22 protein-coding genes are annotated in these 23365 nt (G+C 58.3%); 13 read left to right on the top strand and 9 right to left on the bottom strand.

Annotated features, from left to right (window positions below):
• Positions 1 to 19: 19 nt before the first annotated feature.
• From KGB21_RS10305 to KGB21_RS10290, 4 genes are all read left to right on the top strand, one after another.
• Complete coding sequence (locus KGB21_RS10305; protein ID WP_034148825.1) at positions 20 to 475, top strand: (2Fe-2S)-binding protein; 456 nt, start codon at positions 20 to 22, stop codon at positions 473 to 475.
• A gap of 5 nt (positions 476 to 480) precedes the next feature.
• On the top strand, positions 481 to 2649 hold the full coding sequence (locus tag KGB21_RS10300) for a xanthine dehydrogenase family protein molybdopterin-binding subunit (protein WP_223505046.1): 2169 nt from the start codon (positions 481 to 483) through the stop codon (positions 2647 to 2649).
• A gap of 1 nt (position 2650) precedes the next feature.
• Positions 2651 to 3229 (top strand): hypothetical protein, encoded by a 579-nt coding sequence (locus KGB21_RS10295; protein WP_223505045.1) that lies wholly within the window; start codon positions 2651 to 2653, stop codon positions 3227 to 3229.
• A gap of 78 nt (positions 3230 to 3307) precedes the next feature.
• Positions 3308 to 3889, top strand: coding sequence for a GGDEF domain-containing protein (locus tag KGB21_RS10290; protein ID WP_223505044.1), 582 nt, complete (start codon positions 3308 to 3310; stop codon positions 3887 to 3889).
• A 130-nt stretch (positions 3890 to 4019) separates the two neighbouring features.
• On the opposite strand, the gene KGB21_RS10285 is transcribed toward KGB21_RS10290, so the two are convergent.
• Positions 4020 to 4445: a VOC family protein gene (locus KGB21_RS10285; RefSeq protein WP_034148822.1), complete on the bottom strand. Its 426-nt coding sequence runs from the start codon at positions 4443 to 4445 to the stop codon at positions 4020 to 4022.
• Positions 4446 to 4558: 113 nt separating this feature from the next.
• Here KGB21_RS10285 and KGB21_RS10280 point away from each other — a divergent pair, with 113 nt between their 5' ends.
• Complete coding sequence (locus KGB21_RS10280; RefSeq protein ID WP_223505043.1) at positions 4559 to 5425, top strand: LysR family transcriptional regulator; 867 nt, start codon at positions 4559 to 4561, stop codon at positions 5423 to 5425.
• A 68-nt stretch (positions 5426 to 5493) separates the two neighbouring features.
• On the opposite strand, the gene KGB21_RS10275 is transcribed toward KGB21_RS10280, so the two are convergent.
• Entirely contained in the window at positions 5494 to 5766 is a 273-nt protein-coding gene (locus KGB21_RS10275) for a DUF1652 domain-containing protein (protein WP_034148820.1), read from the bottom strand.
• A gap of 264 nt (positions 5767 to 6030) precedes the next feature.
• Here KGB21_RS10275 and KGB21_RS10270 point away from each other — a divergent pair, with 264 nt between their 5' ends.
• The 4 genes from KGB21_RS10270 to KGB21_RS10255 all read left to right on the top strand — a co-directional run bounded on the left by KGB21_RS10270 (position 6031) and on the right by KGB21_RS10255 (position 9845).
• Complete coding sequence (locus tag KGB21_RS10270) at positions 6031 to 6846, top strand: helix-turn-helix domain-containing protein (protein ID WP_223505042.1); 816 nt, start codon at positions 6031 to 6033, stop codon at positions 6844 to 6846.
• 50 nt (positions 6847 to 6896) lie between these two features.
• The gene (locus KGB21_RS10265; RefSeq protein ID WP_223505041.1) at positions 6897 to 8303 is read left to right on the top strand and encodes an NAD(P)/FAD-dependent oxidoreductase; all 1407 of its coding nucleotides are present in this window, start codon (positions 6897 to 6899) and stop codon (positions 8301 to 8303) included.
• Positions 8304 to 8346: 43 nt separating this feature from the next.
• On the top strand, positions 8347 to 8691 hold the full coding sequence (locus KGB21_RS10260; RefSeq protein WP_034148817.1) for a cupin domain-containing protein: 345 nt from the start codon (positions 8347 to 8349) through the stop codon (positions 8689 to 8691).
• 68 nt (positions 8692 to 8759) lie between these two features.
• Positions 8760 to 9845 (top strand): polyamine ABC transporter substrate-binding protein, encoded by a 1086-nt coding sequence (locus tag KGB21_RS10255; protein WP_223505040.1) that lies wholly within the window; start codon positions 8760 to 8762, stop codon positions 9843 to 9845.
• A gap of 31 nt (positions 9846 to 9876) precedes the next feature.
• Here the strand turns inward: KGB21_RS10255 and KGB21_RS10250 are convergent, their stop codons facing one another.
• Both KGB21_RS10250 and KGB21_RS10245 read right to left on the bottom strand, forming a co-directional pair.
• Complete coding sequence (locus tag KGB21_RS10250) at positions 9877 to 10536, bottom strand: hypothetical protein (RefSeq protein ID WP_223505039.1); 660 nt, start codon at positions 10534 to 10536, stop codon at positions 9877 to 9879.
• 12 nt (positions 10537 to 10548) lie between these two features.
• Positions 10549 to 10773: a YgdI/YgdR family lipoprotein gene (locus KGB21_RS10245; RefSeq protein ID WP_034148814.1), complete on the bottom strand. Its 225-nt coding sequence runs from the start codon at positions 10771 to 10773 to the stop codon at positions 10549 to 10551.
• Positions 10774 to 10968: 195 nt separating this feature from the next.
• On the opposite strand from KGB21_RS10245, the gene KGB21_RS10240 reads away from it, so the two are divergent.
• The 4 genes from KGB21_RS10240 to KGB21_RS10225 all read left to right on the top strand — a co-directional run bounded on the left by KGB21_RS10240 (position 10969) and on the right by KGB21_RS10225 (position 17946).
• Entirely contained in the window at positions 10969 to 12636 is a 1668-nt protein-coding gene (locus KGB21_RS10240) for a VRR-NUC domain-containing protein (RefSeq protein WP_223505038.1), read from the top strand.
• On the top strand, positions 12633 to 14909 hold the full coding sequence (locus KGB21_RS10235; RefSeq protein ID WP_223505037.1) for an ATP-dependent DNA helicase: 2277 nt from the start codon (positions 12633 to 12635) through the stop codon (positions 14907 to 14909). Before KGB21_RS10240 ends, KGB21_RS10235 begins: the two co-directional genes overlap by 4 nt.
• A 131-nt stretch (positions 14910 to 15040) precedes the next feature.
• Positions 15041 to 15943, top strand: coding sequence for a zeta toxin family protein (locus KGB21_RS10230; protein ID WP_223505036.1), 903 nt, complete (start codon positions 15041 to 15043; stop codon positions 15941 to 15943).
• An 80-nt stretch (positions 15944 to 16023) separates the two neighbouring features.
• A complete protein-coding gene (locus tag KGB21_RS10225) occupies positions 16024 to 17946 on the top strand; it encodes a PAS domain-containing sensor histidine kinase (RefSeq protein WP_223505035.1) in 1923 nt (640 codons plus the stop codon).
• A gap of 121 nt (positions 17947 to 18067) precedes the next feature.
• Here the strand turns inward: KGB21_RS10225 and KGB21_RS10220 are convergent, their stop codons facing one another.
• The 5 genes from KGB21_RS10220 to KGB21_RS10200 all read right to left on the bottom strand — a co-directional run bounded on the left by KGB21_RS10220 (position 18068) and on the right by KGB21_RS10200 (position 23168).
• A complete protein-coding gene (locus KGB21_RS10220) occupies positions 18068 to 18544 on the bottom strand; it encodes a hemerythrin domain-containing protein (RefSeq protein ID WP_223505034.1) in 477 nt (158 codons plus the stop codon).
• 185 nt (positions 18545 to 18729) lie between these two features.
• Positions 18730 to 20094, bottom strand: coding sequence for a cation:proton antiporter (locus tag KGB21_RS10215; RefSeq protein WP_223505085.1), 1365 nt, complete (start codon positions 20092 to 20094; stop codon positions 18730 to 18732).
• Positions 20095 to 20105: 11 nt separating this feature from the next.
• Positions 20106 to 20717 carry a Yip1 family protein gene (locus KGB21_RS10210; protein ID WP_034148809.1) on the bottom strand — a complete coding sequence of 204 codons (612 nt, stop codon included), beginning with the start codon at positions 20715 to 20717 and terminating at the stop codon, positions 20106 to 20108.
• Between the two features lie 273 nt (positions 20718 to 20990).
• Positions 20991 to 21848 (bottom strand): SDR family oxidoreductase, encoded by an 858-nt coding sequence (locus tag KGB21_RS10205; protein WP_223505033.1) that lies wholly within the window; start codon positions 21846 to 21848, stop codon positions 20991 to 20993.
• 165 nt (positions 21849 to 22013) lie between these two features.
• Positions 22014 to 23168, bottom strand: coding sequence for a MalY/PatB family protein (locus KGB21_RS10200; protein WP_223505032.1), 1155 nt, complete (start codon positions 23166 to 23168; stop codon positions 22014 to 22016).
• Positions 23169 to 23365 lie beyond the last annotated feature (197 nt).

Raw genomic sequence — 23365 nt, 5'->3', positions numbered from 1 at the left:
GAGTCTGAGGAATTTCGCAATGCTGACCCTCAATATCAATGGTCAGGACCAGGAGCTGGATGTCCCCGCGGACATGCCGCTGCTGTGGGTCCTGCGCGATGTCGCGCACCTCACCGGAACCAAGTTCGGCTGCGGCATGGCCCAGTGCGGTGCCTGTACCGTGCACATCGACGGCGCACCGCTGCGCTCCTGCATCACCCCGGCCACGGCGGTGGCCCATGGGCAAAAAATCCTCACCATTGAAGGCTTGTCCACCGACGGTTCGCACCCGGTGCAGCAAGCCTGGGCCGAGCTTGATGTGGTCCAGTGCGGTTATTGCCAGTCCGGGCAGATCATGTCGGCAGCAGCGTTGTTGGCGAAGATCCCGCAGCCGACCGACAGCGACATCGATCAGGCCCTATCCGGCAACATTTGCCGCTGCGGCACTTACCCAAGAATTCGCGCTGCGGTGAAACGCGCCGCTGAGCTGGGCTGATGGCCATGGACAGCCTCAATTCGTTAACACGTCGCAATTTCCTCAAGGGCAGCGCGGTGCTGGGCGGCGGGCTGGTGGTGGCGTTTGTCATTCCCGGTGCCCACCGTTTTGCCATGGGCGCCGAAAATCAGGGCAATGTGTTCGCGCCGAATGCGTTCCTGCGCATCGGCAATGACAACAGCGTCACCGTGTTGCTCGGGCATTCGGAAATGGGTCAGGGCATCTGGACTGGCCTGACCATGTTGATCGCCGAAGAACTGGACGCCGACTGGTCGAAAATTCGCGTCGAGCATTCCCCAGCCTCGGCCAAGGATTACGGCCTGGCCGGGTTTGGCGGAATGCAGATTACCGGTGGCTCGACGTCGACCTGGATGGAGTTCGACCGTTATCGCCAGGCCGGTGCGGCGGCGCGGTTGATGTTGATCGAGGCAGCCGCCAAGCGCTTCAACGTCGCGCCTGCCGAGATTCGCACCGAATCCGGCGTGGTGATTGCTGGCGACCAGCGCGCTACCTACGGTGAGCTGGCCGATGACGCCGGCAAACTGCCGGTGCCGGATCCAAAGACGATCAAGCTGAAAGAGGCCAAGGACTGGAAACTCATCGGCAAACCCACCAAGCGCCTGGACACCCCGGAAAAAATCACCGGACGGGCGAAGTTTGGCATGGACGTGCAGTTCGACGGCTTGATGACGGCGATGGTCGCTCGCTCACCGGTGTTTGGCGGTAGCGTCAAATCCTTCGAAGGTGCCGGGGCGCTGGCGATACCCGGCGTGCATAAGGTGGTGCAGGTGCCGACCGGCGTGGCGGTCATCGCCGATCACTACTGGGCGGCTAAATTGGGTCGTGATGCGTTGACGGTCGAATGGGATCTGGGACCGAATATCGGCCTCGACAGTCAGGAGCTGCTGGAGCGCTTCCGCAAACTCGCGACCACGCCCGGTACGTCCGCTGGCCAGGCTGGCGATACCAAGGCTGCACTGGCCAAAGCGGCGAAAACTATCGACGTCGAGTACAGCGTACCTTACCTGGCCCACGCACCGATGGAGCCGCTCAATTGCACTGTGAGCATCACCCAGGATAAGTGCGAGATCTGGACCGGGACGCAGTTTCAGACGCTGGATCAAATGGTCGCCGGGAAAATCACCGGGCTCAAACCCGAGCAGGTCGAGATTCACACCGAATTCCTCGGCGGCGGCTTTGGCAGGCGAGCCAACCCGACCTCGGATTTCGTCGCTGAAGCGGTGCACGTTGCCAAGGCAGCGGGCGGGCCGGTCAAAACTGTCTGGGCGCGGGAGGATGATATTCGTGGCGGCTATTACCGCTCGGCGTTCCTCCACCATGCGACGGTTGGCCTGGGTGCCGATGGCCTGCCCACGGCCTGGAAACATGTGATGGTCGGCCAATCGATCATGGCCGGGACCATGCTGGAAGCGGCGATGGTCAAGGACGGCATCGATAAAACGTCCGTCGAAGGCGTGGCCGACAGTCCCTACCTCGAAGGGCTGGCCAACCACCAGGTTGACTTGCATTCACCGCAAACCGGCATCACGGTGCTGTGGTTGCGGTCGGTGGGGCACACCCACACCGGGTTTGTCATGGAATCGTTGATCGATGAACTGGCTACGGCGGCGGGCAAGGACCCGGTGGAGTACCGACGAACGTTGCTCAAGGACCACCCACGCCACCTCGGCGTGCTGAACCTGGCCGTGGAAAAAGCCAACTGGAAGGCGCCGCTGCCGGATGGTCATGCCTTGGGCGTGGCAGTGCATGAATCCTTTGGCAGTTACGTGGCGCAGGTTGCCGAGGTGTCCCAGGACAACCTGGCGATTCGTGTGCATCGGGTGGTGTGTGCGGTGGATTGCGGGATTGCGGTCAACCCGCAGAGCATCGCCGCGCAAATGGAATCGTGCATCACGTTTGGTCTCGGCTTCACCTTGCACAGCAAACTGACCTTCAAGGACGGGCAGGTGGTGCAGTCCAATTACCACGACTATCAAGTGCTGCGGCTGAACGAAATGCCGGTGGTGGAGGTGCACATTGTGCCCAGCACAGAAAAACCGGGCGGCATTGGCGAGGCGGGTGTTCCGCCCACGGCGCCGGCAGTTGCCAACGCCGTGTTCGCCCTGACCGGGCAACGCCTGCGGGAATTGCCGCTGCAGTTGTCGGGGGTATGAAATGAGACGACATCACTGGTTGCTCGGCGGGGTGCTGCTGGTTTGCCTGTTTATCTACACAACCGAGTTGTTCGCCGATGACCGCGAAGCCTTGAAGGCTTTTGATACGGTACAGCAAGTCTTCCAGAGCCCGCGTTGCCAGAACTGCCATATCCCCGGCGATTCGCCGTTGCAGTTCGATGCCGGAAAACCCCACGCGATGAACGTCGTGCGTGGCATGGACGGCAAGGGCGCGGCCGGTTTGCCGTGCGCCACCTGTCACGCCGAGACCAATCCGCCCGTCAGTTACGATCCCAAGGCACCGCCGGGGGCGCCGCACTGGAGCCTTCCACCGGCCGCGCACAAAATGGCCTGGATCGGTCTGCCCCCCGACCGGTTGTGCGCCATGATCAAGGACCGCGCCAGCAACGGCGATCGTGATTTTCCGGCGCTGATCAAGCATGTCAGCGAGGACAAACTGGTGCTCTGGGGCTGGAATCCGGGGGGCAATCGCGCTCCGGTGCCAGTGCCGCACGACATATTTGTCAGCCAATTCAAACTCTGGGCAGACGCCGGAGGGCCGTGTCCGACAGGCGGGTAGCTGACCAACGGCCAGTAAACACGGAGTTAAACCCGGTATCGAGGACTCTAAGAAACATACCCTCCAAAGGAGTATGTGATGTTGATTTCAGGCAAACCGCACAAACCCGGCGTCCGCGCCGACCCCATGCGGACGCCACAGCAGGAGCGGGAACTCCTGCGCGACCTCGCCCGCAAGGCAGAGCAAGAACTGATAGGCGTGCAAATGGCGAGCATGGATGAGCTCACGCTGTTGCCTAACCGCCACAGCTTTCTGGCGTTGGCTCAAGCGGGGCTGGAGGCCTGCATGCAGTTGGAGAGGCCGGCAACCTTGCTGTTTTTCAACCTGCATGACTTCAAGCGCATCAACTACCTGTTTGGCCGTGCTGAGGGCGACAACGCCCTCAAGATTTTCGCCGATGTGTTGCGGATCGGGTTCCGGGAAAGCGACGTGATCGGGCGCCTGGAAGGTGCCACGTTTGTCGCCTTGTTGACCGGCTCCAGTGCCGTGGACACCAACGCAATCAAGGCCCGGCTTGAGGAAATGCTAGATGAGCGAAATGCCACGGCGCATCGCGGGTATGACATAAGGTTCAGCATCGGTCAGATCGAACATGACCCTACAGCGCATGGTTCGGTTGAAGAGTTCTTGGCTGAGGCGGAAAAGGTGTTGGGCGGTTAGAAGTGTATTGGCTGGAATTGCCCCATCGCGGGCAAGCCCGCTCCCACAGTGATCAGTCGTGCATATGAGACGAATACACCACGACCCTGTGGGAGCTGGCTTGCCAGCGATGAGGCCTAGCAGACAACACTTATTTGGCAAACAACTGCCCGATATCCTTGAACGCCTTGAACTCCAACGCATTCCCGCAGGGATCGAACAGGAACATCGTCGCCTGCTCACCCACCAATCCCTGAAAGCGAATCCCAGGCTCAATAACGAAGCGAGTTTCCAGCGACTTCAATCGCTCGGCCAACGCCTCCCATTCCTTCATCCCCAACACCACACCAAAATGCGGCACCGGTACGTCATGGCCGTCTACGGCATTGGTGTGGGCGGCTTCCTGCGAGGCATTCTTCGGCGCGAGGTGAATCACCAGTTGATGGCCAAAAAAGTTGAAGTCGACCCAATGCTCGCTGGAGCGACCTTCTTCCAGGCCAAAAACGCTGCCATAAAAGTGCCGCGCGGCGGCCAGGTCATAAACCGGGATGGCCAGGTGAAAAGGTGAGAGTTGCATCGGGCGTACCTCGGTTTCAGGGAATTTGAAGCTGAGTTTAACCCTGTGCTTTTCGATGAAAAGACGATAGTTTTTGCGCCGAGCTCAAATTATTTCGATCAGTCGAGGTCGCCATGCTGCGAGAACTGAAAACCTTCATCGCGGTGACGCGTTACGGCACGTTCGCGGCGGCCGGCATGCACATCGGCCTGACGCAGTCGGCGGTCAGTGCGCAGATTCGCAATCTGGAACATAGCCTCGGCATTCGCTTGTTCGATCGCACCGGACGCCAGGCGCTGCTCAATGCGGCGGGCCAGCGTGCGCTGCCCATGGCCAGGGAAATCCTCGAAACCTTCAATCGAATGGCCGTCAGCGACGATGTCAGCGAATACCGCGGCGAGTTGAAAATTGGCGCCGTGGCCACCGCTCAGACCGGATTGTTACCCCAGGCATTGTTGCGTTTGCGTCAGCAGGCGCCGCTGCTGGAGCCGAAACTCGTACCCGGTGTGTCGCTCAATTTATTGAGCCAGGTGGACACCGGCGAAGTCGACCTGGCGATCCTGATCAAGCCGCCGTTCGAGCTGCCCAAGGAACTCTCGGCGCAGGTGATACGCCGCGAACCCTTTGTGCTGATCGTGCCGGCGGATCTCGAAGGTGATGAGCCGTTACATCTGCTCGCCGAGCATCCCCATGTGCGCTACGACCGCAATTCTTTCGGCGGTCGGCTGGTGACGCGTTTTCTGCGCGAACAGCAGATCGACGTGCACGTTGCACTGGAGCTGGATGAGTTGGAGGCCATCGTCAAAATGGTCGAATGCGGTTTGGGCATTTCCCTGCTGCCCGAAGCGGGGCTATGGCTTGAACATGGGGCGAAGGTCAGGGTAATTCGCTTGGGCGACTTGACGTTTTATCGGGAGATTGTGTTGCTGCAGCGCTATAGCCAGCGGACGCAACCGATTCAGCAGTTGTTTGCAAGTTGCCTGACACCGAACGATGGCTGAATGAAAAATGCCGATCAGTCAAAACTGATCGGCATTAGCAAAACGGACATCTTTATGACTTTCGGCCTTCAGGCATAACTTCTGAGGGCCACCGGGGGAATGAAGGCTTCAAGCTCATCCTCCACGGCTTCGATTATTCGTTCTACATCCGCAGCATTCATGACCGTGGCACAAGGAATACCGGCAATGGCGATCATGGTCTCGCCAGTGGCCCGATCAAACAAACGGGCAATCATGCTGCCTGGGGCGTCCATGCTCGCCTCAAAACCCATGGGATGAAAATGCCAGCGCATCAGCTGGCAGGCGTTTGGAAAGGTGACCTTACTGAATCCTTTATTCATGTGTTGCCCGCCTTCTTTATCGAGCGCTTCCGTTAGCTCAGGGTAGGAGGGAAGAACCTTCAATGGTTCAACCTGTGACAGTCTTTAAAAGTAGCACCCTGATGTGAAAATAATGTGGATTCTTCAGGCCGTTTGGCGATTGCTGGTGTTTTTTTGATACAGGTCACGAAAGCCGGGATTTTTCGGTCCGCAACCTGCGGCCGGTTAGCCATTGAAGCTGCTGCTGAAATTCGGCAAGCTCGGCGTTTTTCCACCGAGACCTTTATGCGCGCTGATGATGATGGTCCGCTGCAAACCCAGGCCACGGGCGAGACGGTGATGCGCTATCACCTGTGCTGGAAGCATCGGGACCTGGATGGCGTCATGGCCCTGTACCACCCGGACGTCCAGTACAACGATTTTTTTCAGAACCGAGTGATGGGCCTGGATGAGCTGCGTGAGTACGTGCGCGTCAGCATGCCGCGCAATCCCGATGAGGCGCTGGAGCACTCGGACCGCATCCGTCTGGATGGCAACACGGCGTTCATTCAATACCAGATGACCTTGCGCGGCACCGATAAGCTGGTGTCGTTTCGCTCCAGTGAAGCGATTACCGTGCGCGACGGCTTGATCTGGCGCGTCAACGAATATGCCTCGCTGGTCCGCGAACAACCGGCCAGCCAGAGCGCCAGCAAGCGGCGTCCGGCCGAGAGCCGGCTCGGCTTGTCGCCTCGTCAGTTGAGCTTCATGGCCGAAGACCTCCAGCAATACTTCCAACGCCAGCAACCGTACCTCGATCCTGAGCTCGACCTGCAACGGGTGGCGAAGGAGTGCGGGTATAGCCGCAATCAGATTTCCTATCTGCTCAACCAGGTGCTGGGCCAGAGCTTTTACCGCTACGTCAACCAGGCACGCCTGCAACACCTGCTCGCCGCACTGGACAATGCCACGCCACCGGTTCGCGTTGACGAGTTGGCGTTTGCGGCCGGGTTCAATTCACTGTCGGCGTTCTACAGTTGTTTCCGTCAGCACACCGGCCAGTCGCCCAAGGCCTACGCCAAACAAATTTCTTTGCGTGCACGCGCGCAAGACAGCCTCTGAGGCCACGCACTAGGATCACCGTCATCGAAGTTTGAGTGGCGGAGTCAGACATGCCGGCGTGGCGCACTATCAGTTTATGGATGGACCAACTCGACGAGCCGCTACAGGCGCGTGCGGCGCTGGAGCAGGATCTGGATGTCGACGTGGCGATCATCGGCGCCGGTTATACCGGGCTGTGGACCGCGTATTACCTCAAACGACAGGCGCCTGGGCTAAACATTGCCATCATCGAGGCGCAAACCGCCGGTTTTGGCGCCTCGGGGCGCAATGGCGGCTGGCTGATGGGCAACTTGCTGGGCGAGGACCGGCTCCTGGCGCAGCTGTCCCCGGAGCAACGCCGGGCTTCCTACGATTTGTTGCACAGTATTCCCGATGAAGTGGAAATCGTCCTCGAACGTGAAGGCATCGACTGCGATTTCCGTAAAGGCGGGGTGCTTTATTGCGCCGCGCGTTATCCCGAGCAGGAAACCGGCCTGCGACAGTATCTGGATAAGCTCTACAGCCAGGGCCTCAACGAAAACGATTACCGCTGGCTCACTCGTGAGCAGTTGGCGCAACAAATTCGCATCGCCAAACCCTATGGCGGCATTTACGCGCCGCATGTCGCGACCCTGCACCCGGCCAAACTGGTTCGCAGCCTGGCCCGTACGGTCGAACGCATGGGCGTCAAGATCTACGAAAACAGCCCGGTGACTCAATGGCAGTCGGGCAGCCTGCGCACGGCAAAAGCCTCGGTGCGCAGCCGCTGGGTGGTGCCCGCGGTGGAAGGCTATTCGGTCACGTTGCCGCCGTTGGGGCGTTATCAGCTACCGGTGCAAAGCCTGATTGTCGCCACGGAGCCGCTGTCCGCCGCCACTTGGGACGAGATCGGCCTGAGTCGCGGCCAGGCGTTCAGCGAAAGCAGCCGCCAGGTCACTTACGGCCAACGCACGGCGGACAACCGCTTGATCTTTGGCGCGCGGGGCGGCTACCAGTTTGCCGGCAAGCTGCGCCATGACTTCGACCTGACCAGCAGTGAAGTCGAACTACGGCGCTATCTGTTCGGCGAACTCTTCCCGCAACTCAAGAATGTACAGATCACTCACGGCTGGGGCGGCAACCTCGGCATGTCGCGGCGATTCAAACCGCACATGCTGTGTGACCGGGTCAGCGGCATTGCCTTGTCCGGCGGGTACGGCGGGGAGGGCGTCGGCGCCAGCAACCTCGGCGGGCGAACCCTCGCCGACCTGATCCTGGAACGCGATACCGAGTTGGTTCACCAACCCTGGGTCATCCCGCAGGGCGGGCTCGACACACTCCGGGCCTGGGAGCCCGAGCCGTGCCGCTGGCTCGGCTACAACGCGATCATCCGCAGCTTCGTCCACGAAGACCAGACCCTGGCCAACCCGGCCACCGCGCCCTGGCGGCGCAAACTCGCCAGCGGGGTCGCGGGGTTCATGGAAGGTTTCATGCAGTAAACGACACGTTCTTCATCTATAGGCTGGATCGACAGGTACTCCCATGAGCATCACTCAATTCAAAAACACCGCCACCCTGAAACTCGAAGAATCCAACCCGGTCGCCGTGCCTCTGGGCACACCGGTCGCTGTGGCCTCGACCACCAGCGTCGAGCGCGATGACGGCGTCGAAACCGGTGTCTGGGAATGTACGCCCGGTCGTTGGCGGCGGCAGATCGTTGCTCAGGAATTCTGTCACTTCATACAGGGGCGCTGCACGTTCACCCCGGATGGCGGCGGCGAAACCCTGCACATAGAAGCCGGTGACGCACTGATGTTGCCCGCGAACACCCTCGGTATCTGGGACATCCAGGAAACCGTGCGCAAGACCTACGTTTTGATTTTTTGAAACTTGAAATCTGATCCTTTGATTGCCTGCCAAACAGCTTTCCAATAAAAAACCACAGGAATCGACTCATGCTCCGAAAGACACTGGCCCTTGCGCCGCTCATGCTGGTCGCTTCAATCAGTCAGGCGGCTGAAAACGTCAAGATCTACAACTGGTCGGATTACATCGCACCCGACACCACCAAGAACTTCCAGAAAGAAACCGGCATCGCCTTCACTTACGACGTATACGACAGCAACGAAACCCTTGATGGCAAGTTGATGACCGGCAAATCCGGTTACGACGTGGTGTTCCCGTCCAACCACTTCATGGCGCGGCAGATCGAAGGCAAGGCGCTGAAGACACTCGACAAGAGCCAATTGCCGAACTGGAAGAACCTCAACCCGGTGCTGCTCAAGGCCTTGCAAACCAACGATCCGGGTAACGAACACGGCTTCCCGTACCTGTGGGGCAGTACGGGTATCGGCTACAACATCGCCAAGGTCAAAGCGGTGTTGGGCGACAACGCGCCGGTGGACTCCTGGGACCTGATCTTCAAGCCCGAGAACATGGAAAAGTTGCAGAAGTGCGGCGTGGCCATTCTCGACAATGGCCCGGAACTGCTGCCAGCCGCCCTGAACTATCTAGGCTTGCCGCATCACAGTAAAAACCCGGAAGACTACAAGAAGGCCGAAGCGTTGCTGATGAAAGTGCGGCCTTACATCAGCTATTTCCACTCGTCCAAGTACACCAGCGACCTGGCCAATGGCGATATCTGCGTGGCGGTCGGTTTCTCCGGTGACATCCTGCAAGCGGAAAACCGCGCCAAGGAAGCCAAGAACGGCATCGACATCGGCTATGAGATTCCCAAGGAAGGCGCGGCCATCTGGTTCGACATGGTTGCCATGCCGGTCGATGCCCCGGACGAAAAGGCCGGCTACGCCTTCATGAACTACCTGCTGCGCCCGGAGGTCATGGCCAGCATCACGAACTACGTGCATTACGCCAATGGCAACGAGCAGGCTGACAGCTTGATCGACCCGGCCATCAAGAACGACACCAAGGTCTACCCGAGCCCGGAAATGATGGGGAAATTGTTCGCCCTGGAGGCGATGCCGCTGAACATCGACCGGATTCGTACCCGGGTGTGGAACAAGATTCGCACCGGCAGCTGAGGGTGATGAGCGCCGGGCCGGTTGCAGAATTTCAGCCGACCGGCTCGGCCATACATCGCAGCGTCCCTGAACCGGGTATCTGCAAAAGCACATCGGCGCCGTTTTGCGAGAAGCTGTAGCTGCCCTTGGAGTCCTTGCCCGTGTAGAGCGTTGCGTAATCGCTCGGCACTTGGCTGAGGGTCACCGAAGCGTTGGCCCATTTCAGATACACGACACCAGGTTCAATCGTGAAGTAAGTGGCAGCCACTAATGCGTTCAGCCTTTCACAACGAAAGGCTACGGGGCCTTCTGTCATTCTGCTGGGGTCTTTGGTCCGCGCAATGGCCGAACCCTGGCGCAACTGGAACGCCCGCTCGGCATAGCTGCGGATTGTGCAGGCTTTGGGCTCCGCTTCGGAGGCACAGGCATTACGTTCAAGGACCCAGAATCGTTGTTCCGCCTCGACTTTGTCCGGACGCGGTACCGAATGATCATCCGTGAGTACCAGGCGATAAAGGCGCGTCAGTTCGATCTCCATTCGCTTCAGCTGCGGATCGCGACAGATGAGTTTTTCGATGGATGCCGAAGCCCGGGCGCAGTCGAAGCTGGTATTGAGGATGGTCGGAAACGTGCCAGCGCTGGCACAGGTACTCGTTATCGCACACGCACTGGCGGCGAGGAGGGAGGCCAAAAGGGGCGCGACCATTTTCATTTGGTCGGGTCCTCAGTCTTCCTGGCGAATCGTGGCCACTTCGTCGGCCCTGACCTTGACCGTCGCACCGGAAATATCCTCGAACTCGTAGAAGCCATCCTTGGTCTTGGTTTTCGGCATGTCCTTGGTCAGATATTGGGTGCCGTTCTGCAGGGTGACAACCGTTGGCGTCGAGCAACCGGTCAGTGCCAGAAACGCCGCTACCGCCAAGGGTAGACCCAGAGTCTTGATGTTCATGATCACCTCTCTTGTCTGTAAATGATTTGTGCGGATTTTGTGAGCTCCCGCATCTCTATCGCGATTGGTGCAACGGATCGGCATAAAGTTCGACGCGCCAGAAAATTTACCTGACAGCGTCGCCGCTTATCCTTTTCCGTTTGCACCGGGCAGGGTGATGCTGGTATCTGTACGCATAACCAGTACTCGCTCGCCATGGCCCTTTTTCCAGTGACTGCAAATCCGCTCGACGATCCGTTCTATTACCTTAACAACTTCATGCAAGTGCTTGATTGGCTTGAACATCGCTATGCCGATGTATTAAGCGTCGAGGAGCAGCAATTCATTGCTGACTGCAATCGGTTGCCACGTGAATCCAGGGCGCTACTGGTCAGGATAGTCATGCGCAAGGGAATTCACTTCAGACTCAGCAAATTGCACTACGCCGAGATCGGTGATATCGCCCGTGCTGCCGAGCCGTTGCTGGCGCTGGGGTGGATCGATGAGCAGTTGCCACTGTCGATCAAGGCGCTGTTCGAAGTGTTGCTCAAGGCTGAGATTCTTCAATGTCTGGGCAGTGTCATTGATCATCCCAAGGGAAAAAAAACCGATTGGCTGCCGGCACTGAGTGAACAATTCCCTGAAACAAAGAGCTTCAGGGACTGGTGCCCGACACTGGGTGACCGCTTGTTCAGCCTGACCATCATGAGCGTGTGCGATCGACTGCGCTTGATGTTTTTCGGCAATCTTTACCAGGACTGGTCCGAGTTTGTGCTGGCTGACCTGGGCATTTTTACCTACGAAAAAGTCGAGTTCTGTGCCGACTCCCGAGGCTTGCGCAGCCGTGAGGACGTCGACGCCTGCCTGTTTCTGCACCAGTGCCAACAATTGTTCGAAGCCGGTGAGGCGCTGGCGGGCATTGTTGAGCAGGTCAACGGACTGACATTGAGCAATCCCTGGCTACAACGGCGTCGCGACAAACTGCTATTCCAGATGGCCCAGCATTGCGAACGCATGGCGGATTTCTCTACTGCATTGGCTCTGTACCGAATGTGCGCGTATCCCGGCGCACGTCTGCGGCTGATCCGCGTGCTGGAGCGGTGTGGCGAATATGAGTTGGCGCTGGAGCTGGCGGCCCGAGCTGAACAATCTCCTGAAAGCGCCGCCGAACAACAGCTGTTATTTAGGATGTTGCCAAGACTGCGCCGCAAACTGGGCGGGCCGCCGATCAAGCGTCGTTCTCCGCAAGCAATGCTGCGTCTGGACCTGCAACTGCCCAGGACCGACCCGGTGATGTCGGTGGAGTATTACGTGCAGTCGCACCTGTCGGAAGAATCCGCGCCAGTGCACTACGTCGAAAACGGCTTGATCAACTCGCTGTTCGGTCTGCTGTGCTGGCCGGCGATTTTCGCGCCGCTGCCAGGGGCGTTTTTTCACCCGTTCCAGCGCGGTCCGGTGGATCTGCTTAATGAGGATTTCCATAGCCGCAGGGCTGATTTGTTCCAGGCTTGCCTCGCGGAACTCGATGACGGGCGCTATCAGCAGACGATCCGCGAACGCTACACGCAAAAGTGGGGCATTCAATCGCCATTCGTGTTCTGGGGCATGCTCAGCGAAGAGCTGCTCGAACAAGCCCTCGATTGCCTGCCGGCCGCGCACCTCAAGCACTGGTTTAACCGCCTGCTGCTGGACATCAAGGCCAATCGCGCCGGCATGCCGGACCTGATCCAGTTCTGGCCGCAGCAAAAGACCTACCGCATGATCGAAGTCAAAGGCCCGGGGGATCGCTTGCAGGACAACCAACTGCGCTGGCTGGAGTTCTGCCATGAACACCGGATGCCGATTGCTGTTTGTTACGTGCAATGGGCGGAGCAGAGCGCTTGAGCTACAGCATTGCCGTGCGGGCGCTGTGTGAATTCACCGCCAAGGTCGGTGACCTAGACCTGCGTTTTACGCCGTCGCCAACCGCACTGGAGGGCATCGTCGGCCATCGCACAGTGGCGTCCCGGCGCAGCGAGGGCTATCAAAGTGAAGTTGCGCTGGTAGGTCAGCACCAAAACCTGACCGTGAAGGGCAGGGCGGACGGCTATGACCCCGGGCAAAACTGCCTGGAAGAAGTCAAAACCTATCGCGGCGACTTGAACAAGCAACCGGCCAACCACCGTCAACTGCACTGGGCTCAAGCGAAGGTCTACGGCTGGTTAATGTGCCAGAAACTCGAACTTGAGCAGATCAATCTGGCGCTGGTGTACTTCGACATCGTCAGCGAAAAGGAAACCTGCCTGGTCGAAAGTTTCACGGCCACGGATCTGCGGTTGTTTTTCGATGAGCATTGCGCACGGTTCCTGCACTGGGCCGAGCAGGAAATGGTTCACCGCGACGGGCGAAATCGGGCCGCGCAGCAACTGGCGTTTCCCCATGCCGGTTTTCGACCGGGCCAACGTCATTTGGCCGAGTCAGTGTTCAAGGCCGTCAGTACCGGTCGTTGCCTGATGGCCCAGGCGCCGACCGGAATTGGCAAGACCGTCGGCACCTTGTTTCCGATGCTCAAAGCCCTGGCGCCGCAGCAGCTGGACAAGGTGTTTTTCCTCACCGCGAAAACCCCGGGACGCAAACTGGCTCTGGACGCTGCGCAGGTGATTCTCGACAGCGCCGATGCGCCGCCATTGCGGGTTCTGGAGATGATTGCCCGGGACAAGGCCTGCGAACATCCGGACAAGGCTTGCCACGGCGAATCCTGCCCGCTGGCCCAGGGTTTCTACGATCGCTTGCCGGCGGCGCGTCAGGCTGCCAGCGCAGTCAGTCTGTTAAACCAGAGTGCATTGCGTCAGATCGCACTGGAACACACGGTTTGTCCTTACTACCTCAGCCAGGAAATGGCCCGCTGGGCAGACGTGGTGGTGGCCGACTACAACTATTACTTCGACTTCAGCGCCTTGTTGTTCGGCCTGGCCCAGGCGAATAACTGGAAAGTCGCGGCGCTGGTGGACGAAGCCCACAATCTGGTGGAACGCGGTCGCCAGATGTACAGCGCCAGCCTCGATCAATCGTCCCTCAATGGCGTGCGAAAAACCGCCCCGGAGGCGTTGAAAAAGCCTTTGCAACGGGTCAACCGCGAATGGAATGCCCTGCACAATCAGCAACCGGGCGCCTATCAGGCCTATGACAAACCACCGGAAAAACTGCTCCAGGCGTTGTCATCATGCAGCGCCAGCATCGGCGACTACCTGAACGATCACCCGCAAGGGCTGGACAGTGCGCTACAGAGCTTCTACTTCGACATGCTGCAGTTTTGCCGGGTAGCGGAACTCTTCGACGAGCAGTTCCTGTTCGATATCAGCAAACGCGACCTCGACCGCAAGAAAAGCCTGTCGCAGTTATGCCTGCGCAATGTGGTGCCTGCCGGTTTTATTGGTCCGCGCTTGACGGCAGCGCGCAGCACCGTGCTGTTTTCCGCCACGCTCAGCCCTCGGCACTATTACGCTGATTTGCTCGGCACGCCGGCCAACACCGTGTGTATCGACGTCGAATCGCCGTTTCACGCTGATCAATTGCAAGTGCACATCGTCAACCAGATCTCCACACGCTTCGTTCATCGTCAGGCGTCACTGTTACCGATTGTCGAGCTGATCGCGCAACAGTTCAGCCAACGTCCCGGTAATTACCTCGCGTTCTTCAGCAGTTTCGATTACTTGCAGCAAGTCGCACAGTTGCTGGCCGAGCGGTATCCGCAGATCAATCTATGGTCGCAATCCCGAGGGATGGCAGAGGAGCAGCGTCAGCAGTTTCTCGACCAATTCACCGCCGAGAGCCAGGGCGTCGGTTTCGCGGTACTGGGTGGGGCGTTTGGCGAAGGCATCGACTTGCCCGGCGCACGGCTGATTGGCGCGTTCATTGCCACCTTGGGGCTGGCGCAACTCAACCCGGTCAACGAACAACTGAAGCTGCGCATGGCGGCGATTTTCGGCGCTGGCTACGACTACACGTACTTGTTTCCGGGTGTGCAGAAAGTGGTGCAAGCCGCTGGGCGGGTGATTCGCACCCAACAGGACCAAGGGGTAGTGATGTTGATCGATGACCGGTTTGGCGAGAGCAAGGTCAAGCAGTTACTCCCGCGTTGGTGGGCGATTGCGCCGACGATTTTTAACTCGGCGTAGTAGGATTTTTTACCTTAGAAAACATCGACATACCTTGATGCAAACAGCCATTTGAACAATTGCCGAAAGCACACTTTATTCAATGAGCTGGTTATCACTTTTACCTAACTCTTTGATAAGGAAATCAAGGTATGTCAGATGCAGAGAAATACACCTACACCCCCGAGGACGTGACCAAGGCGTTCGATGAAATCACGACCACACTGTTCGCCGAGAAAACTGCCGAAACCCCACCCAAGCTGTTGGTCACCGCCGGCCTGCAGGGTTCCGGTAAAACCTATCTACTGGAAAAGAGCCTGATACCGTCTGGGCGTTACGCCAATTATGTTCGGTTGTACTTGCCGGAGTACCGGGAAAAACACCCGCAGTACGCTGAGATAATCAAGCTTGGCGTGCTGCACGCCTACGAGCATACCGAGGCCTTTGTCCGTGAACTTGGCACGAAAATCTTCACTGAGGTGCTCAAACGACAATACAACATCATCATGGAATGCGCCTTCGACAGCATCGATTTTGCCGGCATCGCAACTTTCGCACCCGGTTATCAAATAGAAGTGCATATCGTGGCCTGCAACCAGCCCTTCGCTCACGTATCGAGTATCAAACGGGCGCTCAAGAGCCTGGAAAACAAGGAGCTGGAACGGTTTGTCAGCTATTCGGCCCTGGAAACGAGCATGAGTAATGCCCAGGCCATCATTCTCGCGTTCGAAAACCTTGCCAAAACCGAAAGCGGGTCACAGATTTATTTGTATGAACGCGGACTCGGTGCACTGAAAGAGCGTACGTTGCGGGCGCATAGCACGTACAGCCAAGACTCCAAAGGTGAGCTGACTATCACCTCGACATCCACCAAATATAGCTACAGCGCCTACGCCACCATCATCAACAAACATGTCTACACCCATCAGGAGCGCGACGAGATGGTGAAGGAATGTCACCTGGCTTTGCTGAAGGCTGGAACATTCGCCAAACAGGTGCCTGATTTCGTCTATAACGACCTGTACGCCTACATCGTGAAGTACGTTTACCGATAACCTCGTACCCGTTGTTTTTACGGCTTTCCAATTTGGTGGTTTGTCGCATACTGCTCGGATACAACAGTGCAGAGGGATCAATGAGCGAAGATCAAACCAAGGCCGCCGCCTTCGAGGACAAGCGTTTTCGCTTGTTGATCGATGCGGTGATTGACTACGCGATTTACATGATTGATCCCGACGGCATCATCATCAGTTGGAACGCTGGCGCGCGGCGTTTCAAAGGCTATGAAGAGGCCGAAATTCTCGGTCAGCATTTCTCGCGCTTCTACACCGATGAAGATCGCCGTATCGGTAAGCCTCAAATGGCTCTGGACACGGCGATTCGCGAAGGACGTTTTGAAGGGGAAGGCTGGCGCGTGCGCAAGGACGGCACGCATTTCTGGTCCCACGTGGTGATCGACCCGATTTACGACGCGTCGGGACAGTTACTGGGGTTTGCCAAGATCACACGGGATCTGACCGACCGAAAAATGGCCGAGGAAGTGCTCAAGCAAAGCGAGCAACAATTCCGCCTGCTGGTGCAAAGCGTCACCGACTACGCAATCTACATGCTTGCTCCGGATGGACGCCTGACCAACTGGAACCTGGGCGCTCAGCGCATCAAGGGTTATGCACCCGAAGAAGTCATCGGCCAGCATTTTTCGATGTTTTACACCCCCGAAGATCGCGCGGCGGGTGAACCGAAACGAACCCTGGAAATCGCAGTTCGTGAGGGCAGGTTTGAAAACAAAGGCTGGCGTGTACGCAAGGACGGCACCCGATTCTTCGCCCATGTTGTGGTTGATCCGATCTGGGGCGAGACCGGCACTTTGCTCGGGTTTGCCAAGATCACCCGCGATATCACCGAGGTGACACAAGCGCAGCAAGCCCTTGAGAAAACCCGTGAAGCGCTGTTCCAGGCGCAGAAAATGCAGGCTATCGGCCAGCTCAGCGGAGGTATCGCCCACGACTTCAACAACCTGCTGACCGTCATCCTTGGCAATCTGGAAATTGTCCGCAAACGAATTGCGGACGACCCGAAAATTACCCGACTGATCGACAACGCCACTCAGGGAGCACTGCGGGGTGTGTCGCTGACCCAGCGCATGCTGGCCTTTGCCAGGCGCCAGGAACTCAAATCCGAACCCGTTGAGATACCGGCTCTGGTGCAAGGAATCTCCGGGTTGTTGCGCAGCTCGCTGGGTCCTTCAGTCGTTCTGGAAACCCATTTTCCACCGCAACTTGAACCCGTGATGGCCGACGTCAATCAGCTTGAACTCGCTGTGTTGAACCTGGCTACCAACGCCCGTGATGCGATGCCCAATGGCGGAAAAATCGTCATCAGCACCCGCACCGAACAAGTCCGTGATGAATTTCGCCCGCACATGGTGGCCGGGCGATATGTGTGCCTGAGTGTCACTGATACCGGAGAGGGCATGGATGAGGCGACGCTGGCCTCGGCGATGGACCCGTTTTTCACCACAAAAGGGCTGGGTAAAGGCACCGGGCTGGGATTGTCGATGGTCCACGGTTTTATCGAACAGCTCGGCGGACGATTCGTTCTCAAGAGCAAGAAAGATCAAGGTACTACCGCAGAACTATGGTTGCCCGTTGCTGCCAGCGCTGCACAACAGGCGTCTGTTATCGATGAGCCGGCCACGCCGGAAGTGTCCCGGCTGTGCGTGTTGGTGGTGGATGACGACAGCCTGGTCCTGACCAGTACTTGTCTGTTGCTTGAGGATCTTGGTCATCGGGTGATCGCTGCGACGTCTGGCGTTCAGGCGTTGGAATTGTTCGAGCGTGATCAAACAATTGACTTGGTAATCACCGACATGGCGATGCCGCAAATGAGTGGGGCGCAACTGGCTGATGCTATCCGAACATTGAAGTCAGATATGCCGATTGTACTTGCCACAGGTTATGCCGAACGGCTGGAAGGTTTTGCGGCCAGGCTGCCCAGGTTGCCGAAACCTTTTACCCAGCTCAATCTGGTGGAAATCATTGCATCTGCGATGAAGTAGTTGCCTCTATCTGTGACGAGGGAGCTTGCTCCCGCTGGACTGCGCAGCAGGCCCCTTCTTCTGGGAGAAAAGGGAGTCGCTTCGCAACCCAGCGGGAGCAAGTTTTCCTGTGAATGTGTAATCAAGCCGCCATATTAGGCGCACCCATCTCTTTCTTCAGTTGAGCCTTCAGCGATTCCATCTGCGCCCCCAATTCTTCCAGCTCTGCTTTACCGAGCAGTTTCTTGGCTTGAGGAAACATTTCTGTTTCTTCCTCTTCAATGTGGTGTTCCAGCAACTCCTTGACCACTTTGACTCGACCGGCGAACTCAGGTGTCGACGGGTCAGTGACTTTCAAATCCGGCAGTACCAGAGAATCGACGGTGCGGTGTTCTTCCTTGGCTTCGTAGTACATGACGTCCTGCTCTTTGCCGCCGGCTTTTTTGTACGCCGGATACAGGACTTCTTCTTCCAGTCGGGTGTGGATGGAAATCTCCATTTCCAGCTTGGCGAGCAATTCCGTGCGCTTTTTAACGCCGCGCTCAGTGGATTCGCTCAATTGGCTCAAGATGCCTTTTACGCGTTCATGGTCGGCTTTTAACAGGTCTATGGCGTTCATGGTGAAGGTCTCTCAAGTCGTCACGGATGGATGGGCGCGAACGGTCTCGATGCCGAAAGTCGCTCATGGGACTGGAGCATTTGTCGTGCCGCTTTCGACGGCTGGATAAACCTCGCCAAATCAATGAGATAAATTGCGTGCTGGCGAATAGAGGTCATGCAGGCTGCATGAGTTCGGCACTAGCCTCATGCAGTTCGCGGTTCAACGATGGGCTTCTTGGTTTGCTCATAGCGCGCGAGGACCGGTTGCGTGCTGATGCCGTGGATCAAAATGCTCAGCGCGACCACGGACAACGTCAGGTCGGTACAAAGCGTTGCGACTGACGGATTCAATCCATGGTTCAGGACATAGAACAGGTAATAGAAGCTGCCAATCCCGCGAATGCCGAACCAGCCGATCAATAACCGCTGTCGACCGTCCAGCAAGTTGCCCCAGGGTATGAGCGCGACGCTTAAGGGGCGAATCAGGCAAAACAACACGCCACCGATGGCCAGGGCGCGCCAGTCCCAGTGGGCCATCAGCACGACGCCGAGCAACGTCACCAAAAAGACTTCCATTGCCCGTTCCACCAGGCTGCCAAAGGACAGCATGTCGCCGATCATGATCCCGGCCGCGACTTGTGTGTCTTGCAGATGCTCCACATCGCCATGCACGGCAGCATCGGGCTCGACGTTCTGGTGGCCGACCACCGCCTGAACCAAATGCTCGGCAGGTGGCTGTGAATCACCCGTGGACTTGACCTCGGCGCCACGCAAACCAAGGCCTGCGGCGAATACCGACAGAAACCCATAGCCGTGAACGGATTCGGCGGCGACATAGGCCAGAGCGATCAGCGCGAAGGTCAGGTAATCATTGGGGGAGAGCGTGCTGTCGGCGTTCCGGATGCGCATCGACAAGGTCAAACGCCCAATGCCACGGCCCATGCAATAGCCGATCAATAAACCCGCGGGCACGGCCCACAGCAGGCGTTTGAGTGCCCAGTCATCAAGCCAGGTTGTTGAAAAGGAATCGCCCTGTTGCAAGAACAGTAGACCGAGGATCACAAACGGAAAAGCGATCCCATCGTTCAGACCGGCTTCGCCAGAGAGCCCGAAGCGCACCGGGTCGTCGTCCTTGGCATCGTTGACCTGGACCAGTGAGGCCAATACCGGGTCGGTGGGCGCCAATATCGCGCCGATCAGCAGCGACGGCCCCCACGCAAGGTCAAAAGCAAAATGCAGCAACAGGCAGACGCCGGTGATGCTCAGGAGCATGACCGGCCCCGCCAGCCCATACGCCACGCGCCATTTGCGATCCTTGAGCGGTAGGCGCAACTTGAGGCCGCAGACGAACAAAGAAAAGAGCACCGCAACTTCCGTCAGGTGCTCCATCCAGAACGACGCGTCCTTTATATCCAGCCTGAGCCAGCCGAGCCCCGCCGGCCCGATGGCCACACCCAGGACCAGGCACACGGCCGAGGTGGTCACTGGCATCCAGCGCAGGTACGACGAGGTGAGGGCCAGCGTCAGCAGCACGGCACCCAGCACGGCGACCCAGGCGATGAAACTCATCGCGGCGGGCATCAACCGACCGTGGCGCGCAGATACTCGGGCGTCAACACGTTGAACCACACCAGGATCATTTCCACCAGAATCGTAACCAACACCAGCAGCCCGACACCCCAGACGCAAGTGGCGTTGAGCAGGCCTTGTTCCTTGCGCTCATGCATGAACGTCGGCAAACCGACGAACAGCAGGAAGGTCGAATACGCCGACGCTGCGCCTAACACCAGGATGGCCAGCCAACGACTCGGATACAGGCCAGCGATGCCGGCGAGGAAAAACGGGGTGACGGTATAGGCGGCAAAACCGATGCATTGATTGACGGTCGGGCGGGAATCAAAGGTGCGCGACATCCACCGAATGAACAGCCCCATCAACGCGACGCCAGCCAGGATACTGACGTATAGCAGCACGCAGAGTTGCAGCGCACTGGCGGCACTGAGCTTGACCGTTTCGTTTTCCGCCAGACTCCAGCCTACGTAGGTGGTCCCGAAAAACAGGCACACCGGCGGGATCAAGGCGAGCAGTAGCAAATGAGCAAGATAGTGGCGCGGATGCGCTTCCTCTTCCTTGCGGATATCCGTCCACGCGAAGTTCGGTTGGGTAAACAGCTTGACGATAGGTGCGGACATGGCGACCTCCAGATATCCAAAGGCCTGTCGTGGAAGAATGCTGTTCACTTGAAGGCAACCCTGTATCTGTGGCGAGGGCGCTTGCTCCCGCTGGACTGCGCAGCAGGCCCCTTCTTTTGGGGGAAGAGGGGGCGCTTCGCGACCCAGCGGGAGCAAGCTCCCTCGCCACTGGGGAGCGCTTGTCTCAAGATCAGTGAACAGCCTTAAACCGTTGAGGCCCGATAAAGTGTTGAGCAGCGGAAATGTCCACGGGTTCAATTTTTCAGCGTCACCTCAAAGAATCGGTTTACCACCGGTCACACCAAAGCGCTGACCAGTGATATAGCTGCCTTCGTCCGAAGCCAGCAGCACATAAATCGGCGCCACTTCCACGGGCTGGCCCGGGCGACCAAGCGGGGTGTTGGCGCCGAAGTTCTGCACGGTTTCTTCAGGCATCGTCGATACGATCAGCGGTGTCCAGATCGGCCCGGGGGCCACGCTGTTGACCCGGATATTTTTCGGCCCGAGCATTTGCGCCAGACCGGCGCTGAAGTTGGCGATAGCGCCTTTGGTCGTGGCGTAAGCGAGCAGGGTGGGGTTGGGCATGTCCGAATTGACGGAGCTGGTGTTGATGATCGAACTGCCGGGTTTCATGTGTTTCAGCGCGGCCTGACAAATCCTGAAGATGGCGGTGATGTTGACGTCGAAAGTCATCACCCATTCTTCGTCCGGAATGTCTTCGAGGGTTTCGTGGGTCATCTGGAACGCGGCGTTATTGACCAGCACATCGATGCGGCCAAAGCGTTCGACGGTTTTTTCCACCAGTGCCTGGCAATGCACCTTGTGCGCCAGGTCGCCGGGCAGCAACAGGCATTGACGACCGGCCTGTTCGACCCAGCGCGCAGTTTCCTGCGCATCTTCCTGCTCATCAAGATAAGCAATGGCCACGTCCGCACCTTCACGGGCGAAGGCGATCGCCACGGCACGACCGATGCCGCTGTCACCACCGGTGATCAGGGCGATCTTGCCCTCCAGACGGCCCGAGCCTTTATAGCTTTGCTCGCCGCAGTCCGGGTAAGGGTCCATTTTGCGCTGGGAGCCGGGGACGGGTTGGTGTTGTTTGGGGAAGGGGGGCTTGGGGTAGTTCATCATCAGTCTCCGAACAGGGGCGTGTTCGGGGTTGACTGTGGGGGTTTGGCTGGAGTTCACACAATCCCTGTGAGCTGGCTTGCCAGCGATAGCGCCCGCTCAGGCAAAATCAATGTCGACCCAATGATCGCCATCGCTAGCAAGCCAGCTCCTACAGGGGGAGCGGTGTCAGGCTTTGAGGTGACGCAAACTGCGCTCCATCCGCGCAATCCCTTCTTCCAGCAACGAACGCGGGCAGCCGAAGTTCAGGCGTACGAATTGGCGGCACTCATCGCCGAAATCCAGGCCCGCGCTCAACCCGACTTTGGCTTGTTCCAGGAAGAACTGCTGCGGGTTGTCCAGCCCCAACGCCGAGCAATCGAGCCACGCCAGGTAGGTGCTTTGCGGCACGTTCATGGTGATACCCGGCAAGCGGTTGCGCACCGCATCGACCAAGTAATCACGGTTGCCTTGCAGGTAGGCCTTGAGCTCGTTCAGCCACGGCGCCGCCTCACTGTAGGCAACGCGGGTGGCTTCCAAGCCCAGCGGGTTGACGCTGTCGACCATGCCGCAACGGGCGTGGTTGACCCGCTCGCGCAGGTGGCGGTCCTGAATGATCATGAACGAGGTTTTCAGCCCGGCGATGTTGTAGGCCTTGCTGGCCGACATCAGCGTGATGGTGCGCTGGGCGACTTGTGGGCTCAGGGTGGCCATCGGAATGTGCTGGCGACCGTCAAAGCACAATTCGGCATGGATTTCGTCGGAGATGATCCAGGCGTCATGCTCCACGCAGATGTCGGCGATGGCTTGCAGCTCTTCGCGCGGGAACGTTTTGCCCAACGGGTTGTGCGGGTTGCTCAATAGCAGGGCACCGCCACCTTGCAGCGACTGGCTCAAGGTCGCCAATGGGGTGGCGTAAGTGCCGTCCGCTTGAGCGTCAAAACTCAGTTCAACCTTGTTCAGCCCCCAGTGGCCCGGCGCATGGCGCAACGGCGGGTAGTTCGGCACCTGGACCACGACATTCTGTTGTGGCTGTACCAGCGCTTTGAGGGCCATGTTGAAACCTGACTCGACCCCCGGCAGGAAGATCAGCTCTTGCGGTTCGACACGCCAGGCGTACTTGTTCCACAGGTCGGCGACGATGGCCTCGCGCAGATCGTCCGGGGCCACGCTGTAGCCGACCATAGGGTGTTCCAGGCGTTTTTGCAGCGCCTGGATGATCATCGGTGGCGCGGCGAAATCCATGTCGGCGACCCACATCGGCAACACATCGGCCGGGTAGCGGCTCCATTTGGTGCTGCCGGTGTTGTGGCGATCGAACACCTGATCAAAATCGAAAGTCATGCGCGGTCTCTTGAAGTCGGGTTAATCATGCCGGCCATGATAATCCCCAGAACCTGTGGGAGCGAGCCGGGTTTACGAAACACTTTTAGGACCTGTAGGAGCTGTCGAGTGAAACGAGGCTGCGATCTTTTGATCTTAAAAAACGCAAGATCAAAAGATCGCAGCCTGCGGCAGCTCCTACAGGTCTCGTGAATGCC

This window comes from Pseudomonas sp. GL-RE-29, from assembly GCF_019947275.1.
Classification (GTDB): domain Bacteria; phylum Pseudomonadota; class Gammaproteobacteria; order Pseudomonadales; family Pseudomonadaceae; genus Aquipseudomonas; species Aquipseudomonas fluorescens_A.
The sequence above is the reverse complement of the archived record's forward strand: the minus strand, read 5'-3'. Positions and strand labels throughout refer to the sequence as shown.

Bases quoted from the DNA above. Each gene is read 5' to 3' on its own strand.
- KGB21_RS10305 (WP_034148825.1), top strand. From the start codon at position 20: ATGCTGACCCTCAATATCAATGGTCAGGACCAGGAGCTGGATGTCCCC.
- KGB21_RS10300 (WP_223505046.1), top strand. From the start codon at position 481: ATGGACAGCCTCAATTCGTTAACACGTCGCAATTTCCTCAAGGGCAGC.
- KGB21_RS10295 (WP_223505045.1), top strand. From the start codon at position 2,651: ATGAGACGACATCACTGGTTGCTCGGCGGGGTGCTGCTGGTTTGCCTG.
- KGB21_RS10290 (WP_223505044.1), top strand. From the start codon at position 3,308: ATGTTGATTTCAGGCAAACCGCACAAACCCGGCGTCCGCGCCGACCCC.
- KGB21_RS10285 (WP_034148822.1), bottom strand. From the start codon at position 4,445: ATGCAACTCTCACCTTTTCACCTGGCCATCCCGGTTTATGACCTGGCC.
- KGB21_RS10280 (WP_223505043.1), top strand. From the start codon at position 4,559: ATGCTGCGAGAACTGAAAACCTTCATCGCGGTGACGCGTTACGGCACG.
- KGB21_RS10275 (WP_034148820.1), bottom strand. From the start codon at position 5,766: ATGAATAAAGGATTCAGTAAGGTCACCTTTCCAAACGCCTGCCAGCTG.
- KGB21_RS10270 (WP_223505042.1), top strand. From the start codon at position 6,031: ATGCGCGCTGATGATGATGGTCCGCTGCAAACCCAGGCCACGGGCGAG.
- KGB21_RS10265 (WP_223505041.1), top strand. From the start codon at position 6,897: ATGCCGGCGTGGCGCACTATCAGTTTATGGATGGACCAACTCGACGAG.
- KGB21_RS10260 (WP_034148817.1), top strand. From the start codon at position 8,347: ATGAGCATCACTCAATTCAAAAACACCGCCACCCTGAAACTCGAAGAA.
- KGB21_RS10255 (WP_223505040.1), top strand. From the start codon at position 8,760: ATGCTCCGAAAGACACTGGCCCTTGCGCCGCTCATGCTGGTCGCTTCA.
- KGB21_RS10250 (WP_223505039.1), bottom strand. From the start codon at position 10,536: ATGAAAATGGTCGCGCCCCTTTTGGCCTCCCTCCTCGCCGCCAGTGCG.
- KGB21_RS10245 (WP_034148814.1), bottom strand. From the start codon at position 10,773: ATGAACATCAAGACTCTGGGTCTACCCTTGGCGGTAGCGGCGTTTCTG.
- KGB21_RS10240 (WP_223505038.1), top strand. From the start codon at position 10,969: ATGGCCCTTTTTCCAGTGACTGCAAATCCGCTCGACGATCCGTTCTAT.
- KGB21_RS10230 (WP_223505036.1), top strand. From the start codon at position 15,041: ATGTCAGATGCAGAGAAATACACCTACACCCCCGAGGACGTGACCAAG.
- KGB21_RS10225 (WP_223505035.1), top strand. From the start codon at position 16,024: ATGAGCGAAGATCAAACCAAGGCCGCCGCCTTCGAGGACAAGCGTTTT.
- KGB21_RS10220 (WP_223505034.1), bottom strand. From the start codon at position 18,544: ATGAACGCCATAGACCTGTTAAAAGCCGACCATGAACGCGTAAAAGGC.
- KGB21_RS10215 (WP_223505085.1), bottom strand. From the start codon at position 20,094: ATGAGTTTCATCGCCTGGGTCGCCGTGCTGGGTGCCGTGCTGCTGACG.
- KGB21_RS10210 (WP_034148809.1), bottom strand. From the start codon at position 20,717: ATGTCCGCACCTATCGTCAAGCTGTTTACCCAACCGAACTTCGCGTGG.
- KGB21_RS10205 (WP_223505033.1), bottom strand. From the start codon at position 21,848: ATGATGAACTACCCCAAGCCCCCCTTCCCCAAACAACACCAACCCGTC.
- KGB21_RS10200 (WP_223505032.1), bottom strand. From the start codon at position 23,168: ATGACTTTCGATTTTGATCAGGTGTTCGATCGCCACAACACCGGCAGC.